9 protein-coding genes are annotated in these 11,320 nt (G+C 61.6%); 6 read left to right on the top strand and 3 right to left on the bottom strand.

The genetic code is table 11. The annotated features are described in order from the left end of the window. The 5 genes from ACDF64_RS10235 (at nt 1) to ACDF64_RS10255 (ending at nt 5,801) form a co-directional block, all read left to right on the top strand. On the top strand, nt 1-1,071 hold the full coding sequence (locus tag ACDF64_RS10235; protein WP_394550956.1) for a phosphotransferase: 1,071 nt from the start codon (nt 1-3) through the stop codon (nt 1,069-1,071). A gap of 1 nt (nt 1,072) precedes the next feature. Beyond that, a complete protein-coding gene (locus tag ACDF64_RS10240) occupies nt 1,073-1,858 on the top strand; it encodes a class I SAM-dependent DNA methyltransferase (RefSeq protein ID WP_394555104.1) in 786 nt (261 codons plus the stop codon). Between the two features lie 31 nt (nt 1,859-1,889). After that, nucleotides 1,890-3,365 carry a sugar transferase gene (locus tag ACDF64_RS10245; protein WP_394550957.1) on the top strand — a complete coding sequence of 492 codons (1,476 nt, stop codon included), beginning with the start codon at nt 1,890-1,892 and terminating at the stop codon, nt 3,363-3,365. A gap of 133 nt (nt 3,366-3,498) precedes the next feature. Next, on the top strand, nt 3,499-4,611 hold the full coding sequence (locus ACDF64_RS10250) for a glycosyltransferase (RefSeq protein WP_394550959.1): 1,113 nt from the start codon (nt 3,499-3,501) through the stop codon (nt 4,609-4,611). A 65-nt stretch (nt 4,612-4,676) separates the two neighbouring features. Next, the gene (locus ACDF64_RS10255) at nt 4,677-5,801 is read left to right on the top strand and encodes a lipopolysaccharide biosynthesis protein (RefSeq protein WP_394550961.1); all 1,125 of its coding nucleotides are present in this window, start codon (nt 4,677-4,679) and stop codon (nt 5,799-5,801) included. A 323-nt stretch (nt 5,802-6,124) separates the two neighbouring features. On the opposite strand, the gene ACDF64_RS10260 is transcribed toward ACDF64_RS10255, so the two are convergent. The 3 genes from ACDF64_RS10260 to ACDF64_RS10270 all read right to left on the bottom strand — a co-directional run bounded on the left by ACDF64_RS10260 (nt 6,125) and on the right by ACDF64_RS10270 (nt 9,834). Beyond that, nucleotides 6,125-7,309: a glycosyltransferase gene (locus tag ACDF64_RS10260; protein ID WP_394550963.1), complete on the bottom strand. Its 1,185-nt coding sequence runs from the start codon at nt 7,307-7,309 to the stop codon at nt 6,125-6,127. A gap of 516 nt (nt 7,310-7,825) precedes the next feature. Continuing rightward, on the bottom strand, nt 7,826-8,974 hold the full coding sequence (locus ACDF64_RS10265; protein ID WP_394550965.1) for a glycosyltransferase: 1,149 nt from the start codon (nt 8,972-8,974) through the stop codon (nt 7,826-7,828). 260 nt (nt 8,975-9,234) lie between these two features. Then, entirely contained in the window at nt 9,235-9,834 is a 600-nt protein-coding gene (locus ACDF64_RS10270) for an FkbM family methyltransferase (protein WP_394550967.1), read from the bottom strand. Between the two features lie 277 nt (nt 9,835-10,111). Here ACDF64_RS10270 and ACDF64_RS10275 point away from each other — a divergent pair, with 277 nt between their 5' ends. Continuing rightward, nucleotides 10,112-11,311, top strand: a complete 1,200-nt coding sequence (locus ACDF64_RS10275; protein ID WP_394550969.1) for a glycosyltransferase family 4 protein — start codon at nt 10,112-10,114, stop codon at nt 11,309-11,311. Nucleotides 11,312-11,320: the final 9 nt, after the last annotated feature.

The following is an 11,320-nucleotide window of genomic DNA, read 5'->3' on the forward strand; positions in this document are numbered from 1 at the left end:
ATGATTCCCAGCCGCGGCACGACCGCGAAGAATGGAATGCGGCGATGGCGCGTGTTTCGATTCGCTGGACGACCGGTGATCGCGGTGCCCGATTCTCCGAATTTGACTGAAGTGGCGCTGGCCAGCCTGAAGCCGTTCACGCCGAAACGTGTCGCCTACCAAAGAGCTCTCCGTGTTGCGACAGGGCTCGGCCTGAATCGAGTCTTCAGCACCCTCACGACGCAGCCTCTGGTGGATCATCCCGATTTCGATGTGCCCGCTTGGCTGGCAGAGATCGAAGAAACCCTTGGTCTGGCGCGGTTGGATGCCGTCTTGGTCTGGCCTCCGCAGCGTGACCGGGGGCGTGTCTATGTGCACCTGATCGATCACCATGCGCGCGCACACGCGTTTGCCAAGGTCTCGCTCTCTCCCGCGAATGACGACGCGATACAACGTGAGCACGCCGCGTTGGTGGAGATGGCGAAGAGGAACTTGCAGGAGAGTAGGGTGCCGCGGGTATACACGGCGGCGCGCTCACAGGGATTTGAGTTCATGGTCCTCGAGGCGATTCCCGAGGCCGCGAGACCGCTTGGCGCGTCGGTAGAGGCCTTCCCGATGGACGCCGTAGAGGAGTATGCGGGCGCGCCATACAGGCTGAAAGCCGGCAATTGGGATTCGTTGAGTTGGTGGAACCGGTATTCCGCGAGTGCACCGGATCAGCGCCAGTTTGATGACGCGCTCCGGGCAGCGATCTCGCACGAGGGGCTCCGCGTGCGGCGCGTCCATGGAGACTTCTGCAGGGCGAACCTTTTGGGGGATCACACGAGGACGTGGATTCTTGATTGGGAGGAGAGTTGCGCGGACGGCCCCGCATTCCTGGACGAATTGAGCTTCGCTATGGATGTCGGATTCCGATGGAACGCGTCCGACCCCCGAGGCAGCGTGAAGCGATTTCAAGCGCAGTACTTGCGCGGTCAAGAGTGGCAGAGTCGGCACGCAGTGCATACCGCCGATGTGCTCGCCGCGGTGGCATTCATGTGCAGCATCGGCAAGGTGGCTGCGACAGGTCTCGTTCAACATTGGGGTGATTGATATGACGTCAGGACATCCGGACCCTCACTCCGATGCGAGCTACCGGAGTCACTTCGATTCGGCCGATCGGGCGAAGGCCTACGACGAGCAGCAGTACGCCGCGGGGTCATGGTCAGATCTGCTGTGGAAGATCGAGAAGACTCAACTGCTGAGCATCATCCGAGATCTGTACGGGGCATTGGATCGTATCGACTACTTGGACTTCGCGTCTGGAACGGGACGCATCATCGGATTCCTCGAGGACAAAGTCGACTCTGCGACGGGCATCGAGATTTCACCGGCAATGGTTGAGCGCGCTCGAAGCCGGTTGCGGCACGGCACAGTGGTGTGTACGGATATCACCGATTCGACTGCACCGATCGAAGCGCAATATGACCTGATCACGGCATACCGGTTCGTGCTCAACGCCGAGCCCGCACTTCGCATTAAGGCGATGAGAGCACTGGCAGCGCGGCTACGAGACGGGCACTCGCTCCTTGTCTTCAACAATCATGGGCACATCCCGAGCTTGAAATCGTTCACGCATTCTCGCGGTCACCGTCGTGGGCGGCCGGAGGATTGGAGGCCAGAGGGGAACGTGCTGCCGGATTCCGATGTCCACGAGCTTGCGCACCAAGCCGGCCTCCGAATTGTCCAGCAGCACGGCTATGGGGTATTGAGTGCCAAGTCGTTGAGATTACTTAGGGAGGACAGGGCCCTTCGTATTGAGGAACGGCTTTCGCGTATGCCGCGACTGGCTCGATTCGGAATCAATCAATTGTACGTGGCGCAACTTGACACGAATTAGGCCACCGGGTTTGGCAAGAGGGGATATCTCGGTGACGGAGACAGCAGATCGCGGTCGACTGGCGGTTCATGGCCATGCAGTCACGTGGGCGTCGCGGATCGCCATGCGCGTCGCGATCACCGACCTCGCCGTGATCGTGTGGGTCGTGTTCGGCACGCAGATCGCCTGGGTCGGGCTCGACCAGTCGGCGCAGGGCTTCAGCGGGTCGCGCGATGATATCGAGATCAGCTACACGGTCGTGTCGGTGGTGCTCGTCGGGTCCTGGATGCTCGTGCTCCAGCTCTTCGATACCCGCTCACCGCGCGTGCTCGGTGAGGGATCACAGGAATACCGGGCGATCGCGGACGCGACGCTCCGTCTGTTCGGACTCGTCGCGATCGTCGCGTTCGTGTTCAAGATCGACGTAGCTCGGGGGTACATCCTGACGGCATTGCCGTTGGGACTGGTGGTGCTCGTGCTGTCGCGCTGGATCTGGCGACAGTGGCTGGGCATGGTCCGCCGGAGTGGCGCATTCACGACGTCCGTTGTGCTCGTCGGGTCGGCGGCGACGGCTGGGGCGATCGCGAGGGAGCTCGGAAAGCATCCGGCTGCCGGCTACCGTGTCGTCGGGGCATGCGTGCCCGGCGCAGGGGTGGTCGACCACCTCGCGGGTACCGATGTGCGCGTGCACGCGGGCGTCGAGCGGGCGGTCGAGGTGATGCGCGACCTGGGCGCCGACACCCTCGTGATCACGAGCGCCGACGACCTCGGCCCCGAGGAGGTGCGGCGCCTCTCGTGGGCGCTCGTGCCGGGCGCCGAGCACCTGGTTGTCGCGCCGAGCCTCATCGACATCGGCGGACCACGCATCCAGACGCGACCGGTCGCCGGTCTGCCGTTGATCCACGTCGAGACGCCGCTGTTCGAGGGACGCAAGCTCGTCGCGAAACGCTCGTTCGACCTCGGCGTCGGGTTCGCGCTGATCGTGTTGCTGTCGCCGCTGTTAGTCGTGCTCGCGGTGATGGTGAAGTCGTCCGGCCCGGGCCCGGTGTTCTTCTCCCAAGAGCGCGTCGGTCACGACGGCCGGATGTTCCGCATGTTCAAGTTCCGCTCGATGGTCGCCGACGCCGAGGCGCGGCTCGACGGCCTGATCGGTCAGCAGGACTCCGGAAACGAGGTGCTCTTCAAGATGAAGGACGACCCGCGCGTCACGCGAGTCGGGCGCTGGATGCGGCGCTACTCCGTCGACGAACTTCCGCAGCTCTTCAACGTGCTTGGTGGGTCGATGTCGCTCGTCGGCCCGCGCCCGCCGCTGGCGACCGAGGTCGCGAAGTACGAGCACCACGTCCACCGGCGATTCCTAGTGAAGCCCGGCATGACCGGGCTGTGGCAGGTGAATGGGCGCTCGTCGCTCTCATGGGAGGACAGCGTACGGCTCGACCTGTACTACGTGGAGAACTGGTCGATAACAGGGGATGTGGTGATCCTGTGGAAAACGGGGCGGGCTGTGCTCGGGCGGGAGGGTGTGTGAACATGGGTGAGCCGGCGATCAAAGGGCGTTGCGTGTGGCGGTTGGGTAATGGTCGAGTCACACAAAATCCGATGTATTGGTCCCAGCGATCGACGTATTGCCGCAGGCCTGCCGATGTGGGTAGGAAGCTCGAGTGTTGAACGTCACGGGGCATGACGGTAGTGTCGCCGGAACTACGCGGCGTCGGATCCTGATCGTTGAGCCGAACTCAAGCGGCCATCGCTTGTACTATGTCGCAGAGTTGATCGAGTATGCCCTCTCGATCAACCTCGCACCGGTCCTGTTGACGAGTCGCTTTGTCGCGGGATCCGAGGACTATGAGGTGCATTTGGGGCGATTGCACGGAACCTTTAGCGTGGTCGAGGCGGCCGGCAAAATAACCCTGCGTACTGCGTCGGCATTCGCCGACGATTTAGATGCCACTGCCGTCATAGTCCCGGATGGAGACCGCTGGGCACTTCGACTTGGTCTCGGGGTTGGACGAGTTCAGCGTCCAATCTCGGTGCTCATAATGCGGGCCTCCGTGCAGCCGAGAAATTGGCCTATTATAACGAAGGTCGCACAGCCGGTTCGCATTCGTATAATTCGGCGCGCCGCGCGACGTTCCAAGATCGCCGTCACCTTCTTGAGGCCTGCGAACTGGCGCGGAGATTCGCACGATATGATCGTGCGCGATCCAATTCAGTTCCGGGCTCCCGTTGACCCCGACGCCCGTGAGAAAATTCGATCCCGCATGCAGTTTCGGGCGAATTCGCGTGTTGTTGGTGTGCTTGGCGCACTCGATGAACGGAAGAATGTCGATCTCGTGCTCGCGGCGGTTTCGCAGCTCCGAATCCCAAATATTGTCGTGCTTATTGCAGGCCGGATGTCCGATATTGTTCGCGGTCAAGTCGGAGCAGCGCCACCTGACCTCGACATGCAAATAGTCGATCGGCTCCTGAGTGATCAGGAACTCGACGAGGCGATCGTGTGTTGTGACGTCGTGGTCGCCGCATATTCGAACGAATCGCCCAGCGGGATTGTCGGAAAAGCGCTGATCGCCGGGACGCCAATTGTCGCTGCCGGTGCAGCCGAGCTTCGGAACATGCTCGTCGACGCACCGAACGGCCGGTGGGTTCATCTCTCCATCGCCGACCTAGTGAACGCTATCGAAGAGGCTTTGAGGCTGCCCAGGTCACCGAACCGCGATCTCGAAATCACTCGGGCCATGTTTGCGCGAGCGCTCATAGATCCGGTGCTTGTGTGAGACGCACGGGGCTCGTCGGTCAAGCCGTCTGGCTCGCAGTCGCATCTGCGTTGTCGCTCGGATTGATGGCAGGTCTGTTCGTCGTCGGGGCTCGAGGACTTGGCCCGGCCACGTTCGGTGTAGTTGTTGCCCACTTCGCGGCCGGAACCGCAGCCGCGGGCTTCTTCGATTTCGGCGGCAATTCGCTCTGGGTCCGTGACCTAGCGAACGGGCAGCGATCGACTACGGAGATCCGTGATCGGGCAGTTTCGAAGCTAATGTTGGGGACCGCCATGGCTGGTGGCTGGCTCCTGGTTGTGAGTCGCCTCGATCCCCTTGCATGGATCGCGCCCTCAACATTTCTGGCCGTTCTGAGCTATCAAACGTCGGGTGTTTGGTTGCGAGGCGCCGCGCGCGCAGTACCGGTGGCGATTGCCGCTCTCGTGGAACGGTTTACTGCGGCAATAGGTATCGGTATAGCAGCCGCCATCGGCCAGTTGAACGAGGTGGAGTTCGTGATCGCACTGAACGCCGGCACGCTGATCGCCGCGGGATTGCTTGCGCTACTCACGCCGGACCGTTGGTCATCCCGATTCCGGCTACGCAATCCATGGTCGGGTGCGCTATTCTACGGGCTCTTCAGTGCGGCATCGGCGATCCAGCGCCTCGATGTCAATGTGCTGAATCTGGCGTCGGGCGCGACCGCAGCTGGCGTCTACGGCGCAGTCAATCGCTGGACCCAGCCGATCGGTCTTTTCGCGAACGCCTTCAGTACGGCCTCGGCGCCATTTGTAGCGGGAGCCGCGACGGAGGCCGAGGCGTGGGCGATCGTCAGGCGCGGGTTGTGGCTTCCCATGCTCGGCGTTCTGATAGCCGTCGGATTCGCGGTAGCGGCTCCCTTGCTCGTTCCATTCCTGCTCGGTGAGTCGTACATTGGCGCAGTCGGCGTCTTGCAGATTCTGGCGCTTGCAACTATCCCGGGGATCGCGAACCAAATCCTTGCAACCTTCCTACAATCGCGCGGAGCCGATAAGCCCGTGGCGATCGTGGTCCTGACCAGTTCCTTGGTCTCAATCGGGGTCGTTATTGTCTTTGCGCCAGATCTCGGAGCTTTGGCGGCCGCCATGGGCGTTGTTGTTCTCCATCTCGCTGGGTTAGCGGGTATGGCGGCGGTCGCTGCGGTGCTGCGAAGAGAGCGTCGAGGCAAATGACGTTGTCGTCGATCTGCGTCGCCACCGGGAACTCCAGGACCAGCTCAATGATCGACCTCGTCGAGGTATGTCGGTGTCGGGCCCCTGAGCGTGGCGTGGTCTGAAGCTCGAATCGAGACGCGCCAGGCTCACACATTTGATTTGCTGCATGAAGCACAGGACTTGAGCAGGCTCGTCGGCCAAAGTCGCCTTCTGGCGCAGCGACGTGTCGACGGATCCGCCCGGGCCGCGCTCAAGAGGAATGACGTGCCTCGCGATGTGCGAGGCACTGCAAGTCACTTCAACAGTCAGGGCCGAGGGGACGCCCTCCGCGGGAGTGGTGGTCAGGGCCCTTCGGGTAATGCGGCTCGTTCGAGAACGACGGAAAGTGCCTCCGGTGTGTACGCGAGGATCCTTGGGGATTCGATCCACCCACGCCATTCCGACCTCGAAGCGGCGAGTGCCGCGGCGAGGTCATCTTCTGTGGAAGTGCAACCATACACACCGGGCATCGTCGCGATTGACTCGTACACGCCGCAGTTCTTTGTCACAACCGCGTGCATGCCTGTCGCAAGCGCCTCATTTACAACGAGGCCCCATACCTCGTTGTTGGAGGCCAGCACGAGCGTGTTCAGTTGAGAGAGGGTTTGCGCAAGTTCGGCGTTGGGTATCCAGGGTCGTAGCGTTACGTGGTCTTTCAGGCCCAACTCGGCTATTACCTGACGAATCGAGGACTCGCTCGGGCCTTCCCCGATGATGGTCAGCGAGTCGCCGGGTAACCGCACCTGACCGTATGCCCGAACGATGAGCTCGACCTGCTTTAACGGGACCAGTCTTCCGACGAAGACGAATGCGTGTCCATCCCCCACCGAAACTGAGGACGCTGTGCGCGCCGCCAAGGCCTGCTGGTGAAACGCCTCGACATCGACTGCATTGAAGCCTACGTGGATTCGAGCCGGCTCAACACCGAACGATTCCACCGCCCGTCGAGCAGCTGATCCGGGGACGACTACCGTGTCCAGAGAACGGAAGAAGAGTCTTCGCGCCGCAGCGATTGGGCCATGGCGATACTTCATTGTTCCGAGGTGCGACTCATAAAACCCGACGGTACGAATGTGAAAAGCCTTCGCGAGCGCCAAGGTTTGCCAGAAAACGGGAGTATCCCACCCGCTGATCACGACCGCTCGGGGGCGTTCCCGCCCCATTCGAAGCCCTGACATCAGCACGAACGTTGGTCCGATCGGGGAGGGGATCCGAATACATCTGAGCATCCGAACGCGGAAATGCGATCGGCCGGGTGAGGACCAGTCGGCAACTCGCCCCGGGGGCCCCGGGATGTGCATGTCCCGGTAAAAAACTGCGACGGTAAGCGAGATGCGGCTGCCCAGACTGGCCCAAACCGGTCGTCGGTAGTTCGCAGCGATGTTTGCTACCCACAGAACATCTGGAGACGCAGACTTCCGACCGGGCGACGGCCTTGGTCGTCGGGCGCGTCTCTCCGGAAAATTGCGAATAGAGATAACGCCCATTTCGTCCCCCAGACGAGTTGTTCGGGATCCATTAGGTGGGTAGTGCGGACTGCGCCTCTAAGAGGCAGAGCATCTTCAGTTACGTTCTATTTGACCCTGGTATTCCCAAGCGTCGCCCGCGTGAGTTCCCTTTAATCGCAATTCTAGGTTGACCTGTGCCAAGCACCCAACAAGGCGGCGGATGGTCTCGATTCTGCGGTCGCGGACGGCCCTTTCGCGATGTGGCACTCCAATTCTGGCGCGACGGGTGCCTCGCTCCGCTGGGCGCCGCCTTGTGCGACCAATTTCCGGGAGCATCTCTGGTGGTGAGGGCGATCAGTGGATCGCGCCATCCGAGGCCCCGTCTTGCGATTTTCCAAAGTGCGCGCGGCGCCTGAATTTGAGTCGTCGTGACATTGCTTCCCTGGATGGCCGTGGATTACCAGGGTGTGGGATGCCGTTCGTCCTGTAGGGTTCAGGCGTACCCATGAGTAAACGCGGGTCTTGGTGTCCGAACAAAATGTGCGGGAACCGGCATCAGCGGGCCGGCTGCTCATGTGCTCCATTCGCCTCCGAGAGGATCGAGGTGTACTCACGAATCAATTGAGTCGTCACGGACTCCAGCGTATAGTCCGATTCTACCAATCGCTGAGCTGATCGACCCATTCGCTCGCGGGACTTCGAATCAGTCATTAGAAATCGTAATGCCTCCGTGAGTCCTTCGATTGTCCCGTCGGTAACGATGCCTGCCCCGGCGCGTTCAATTGCCAAAGCAATTCCAGTGTTGGATACCACGACGGGTATTCCGGCCGAAAGTGCTTCCAGCACCGCTAGGCTCGAATACTCGCGTTCGGCCGGGGCCACATAGACTGCGGCGCGCTGCATACGCAATCGACTTGATTCTGGGTCGAGGGACCCTTCGTACTGGATCTTGGCTCTGGTGATGGGGTCCAGTCGTTGGAGAAATTCCCGAAGTTGTCGAAGATCACCGTCGTCGGGTCCGACGATGCAGAATTTCCAATCTGGGAATTCCGATGCGAGCTGTTGGCAGGCCAAGGCAAATTGCATCACCCGCTTGTTTGGATGCAAACGAGCGAGAAAGAGAAGTTGTCGTTCGGGGGTGCCCACCTCGGTCGGAGGGATTGGCCGGATACCGTTTGGAAGTTGTGAGAGCGCGAGTTTGTCGTTGGAGACTGCGCGGATGCCGTCACGGTCAAGGTCACTGAGGTAGAAGACTCTGCGCGCTGCCGCCAGCACGGGCCGTGTCCAGTGCCGGTCGACGAACGGGCCAAGGGGATGAGATGAAGGCTGCAGCATTCCGTGGGTTTGGACTACAACGGGGCGCCCCTGCCGTGTGAGTGAGCGGGCTGCCCGCATCGTCACAAGATCCCGACCGAGGTGGAAGTGAAAGATATCGGCGTCTTGGCGACGCAACCATCGAACCATGCCTGGCGCGCCAATTCCGGTGAAGCCGCGCGTTGGTGCTAGTTGGCGCGCATGGAATAGACGCACGGGCGCGCCTGCGGCCATTTCCGGTAGTTTGTCACCGAACCCGAGTGCTGCCGCGACCAGCACACTGTCGTGGCCTCGTTCACGAAGTGCACTGACCGTGTCGAGAGCGACGTTCGTCGGACCGCCAAATGCCCCGGTCGGTGTTAATAAGGTCGCGACATGGATTATCCGCACCTCGCTCCACCCGCCTAGGAGACCGATTGTCGACTCAATTGAGGATCGCGATCCATTTTCGATGCGTCCCCAAGGGCTTCCGCAGCGGTGCAGATTTGGCGCCTGCCCATGTCGTCCCCCAACAAGAGTGCTCTACCACCGGACGTGGGTGTCCGCGTGCCGAACGGATCCACGTGGTGCAATCCTAGGTAATCAGGGCGTAGTCGAGTCAATCGTGATCGCGATGCGGTGTGGGCCTCTCCCACAGCGGGCGACATCGCTCAATCCCGACGGAAGAACAGGCCATCGACTTGGAGCGTGCGCCCGGTCACAGGATCGGTGAAGACTGGTTCGAGATGCCAAGGCTCGAACCCCAATAGCGAAATACGCGATATCAGGTCGAGGTACGTCGCCTGCCCCGCGTACAGGTCGACGAGGGACAGTTCAATCTCGAGACCCATCGCCGAATCGAGAGACTTCGATGCGCCGTTAAGCACATGGGATTCGAATCCCTGGACATCCAGTTTGAGGAACGTCCGCGTCCCGGGGTCCAGATGCTCTTGCAGGATCGAGTCCAGCCTGCGCACGACGGTCGCCTCTTCCGCAATCACGCGTGATTGCGGGGACGCATCCAGGTGCGATTCTTGGATCTCCAGGATCGAACTCGATACGCTGTTTTTCGAGATGTGGAGGGTTGCGGTGCCGTCCACCGCGCCAACGGCGGCCTGCAGGACGGACCAGTCGGGATCTCCTTCAGCGGCCCGCTGCAGTGAACGAAATGCCGTCGCCAGCGGCTCGACAGACAGGATGCGGCCGGTGTAGCCGCTGCGACGGAGGTTCATCGCCCATTGGCCGACGTTGGCGCCTACATCGACCGCCAAGTCAACTCCACGTCTCGACATCTGCCGAGCCCGCACAAGTTCGACGCTCGGTCGATATCGCCGGAGATCGTAACCGGTCGCCTGAATCAGAGACCGAAGACGGTACCTCAATGCGCTGTCCACGAATCCCCCCTCTACGGTCCGCCGACGTGCGAATCATGTGTTGCGGTGTGGTCGCAATGAGTCGGAATCCGGTGGACGCTATGGTCAACCTGTGGTGGAGCACCCCCTACGAATCGCAATCCTAGGTCTGAACTACGCCCCCGAGCCAACAGGAGTGGCACCCTACACGACAGTCCTCGCGGAAGGACTTCGACAGCGCGGGAACCAGATCCGCGTCCTCACGGCGCACCCGCACTATCCGACATGGTGTCGGTTCGAGGGCTTCTCGGGGTGGAACGCCCGGGAGCGATCTAACGGTGTCGCGATTCAACGAATGGCGCACTACATCCCCCGCAATCCAACACCGCTTCGGCGGGCGCTTTCGGAACTGACGTTTGGAGCGCGCCTGATGTTCGAACGATGGGGTAACCCTGACATCGTTGTGCTGGTGTCGCCGGCGCTCATGGCGACTGGCATGGCTTTGGCAGTCAAAAGGTTCAAGTCGCCCCGCGCGGCCAGCGTGGTGTGGGTGCAGGATTTGTACAGCGAGGGGGTCGCTTCAAGCGTCGGCGCATTGAGTCACTTCGCGTCGGTGTCGAAGTGGATCGAGTCCGCAACACTCCGCACGGCAGACCAGGTCGTCGTCATCCACGAGCATTTCCGGTCTGCGTTGTTGGAACTCGGGGTCCGACCCGCATGCATTGTGGTCATCCCAAACTGGTCGAACATTGACGTGCTCCGAGCCGACGGGCGAACACTCACGCGTGAGCGCTTGGGATGGTCCGCAGATGAGACGGTTGTGCTGCACGCTGGCGCGATTGGCGCGAAGCAGGGGCTTGAGAACGTCGTCAATGCCGCTCGCCTCGCGGACAGCGCGAACGCGCCCATTCGGTTCGTACTTGTCGGGGAAGGCAATCGAGCGGCGACAGTGAAGGCGGCTGCCGTGGGTGTGAAGCGCGTCAGCTTCATGGGTACCGTTCCTCAGGCTGAGTTCGAACAGATTCTGGCTGCGGCCGACGTCTTGCTCGTAAACGAACGGCCCGGGGTGGAGGACATGTCTGTTCCGAGCAAGCTGACTACCTACTTCGCAAGCGGCCTGCCCGTCGTCGCTGCGACCGTGCGAACGAGCACCACCGCCGCGGTGCTCGGAGCCTCGCAAGGAGGCATTCGGGTAGAGCCAGGCGATCCGGCCGCGCTTCTGGAAGCGGTAGGCAAGCTCGGTGCTGATCCAGCCATGCGTCGCCGATTCGGCGAGGCCGGTCTCGCCTACCGCGCGCGAATGCTCGACCGCGAAACCGCGATCGATATGTATGCTCAGGTATTGGAGCGGTCGGTTCGCGAGGTGAGGGCACGACGGCGGGGCCGCTTCGCATGATTGGGGGAT

This window comes from Agromyces sp. MMS24-JH15 (assembly GCF_043518605.1).
Classification (GTDB): Bacteria; Actinomycetota; Actinomycetes; order Actinomycetales; family Microbacteriaceae; genus Agromyces.

Coding starts and splice junctions, on each gene's coding strand:
- ACDF64_RS10260 (WP_394550963.1), bottom strand. CDS start 7,309: ATGGGCGTTATCTCTATTCGCAATTTTCCGGAGAGACGCGCCCGACGA.
- ACDF64_RS10240 (WP_394555104.1), top strand. CDS start 1,073: ATGACGTCAGGACATCCGGACCCTCACTCCGATGCGAGCTACCGGAGT.
- ACDF64_RS10255 (WP_394550961.1), top strand. CDS start 4,677: ATGGCAGGTCTGTTCGTCGTCGGGGCTCGAGGACTTGGCCCGGCCACG.
- ACDF64_RS10235 (WP_394550956.1), top strand. CDS start 1: ATGATTCCCAGCCGCGGCACGACCGCGAAGAATGGAATGCGGCGATGG.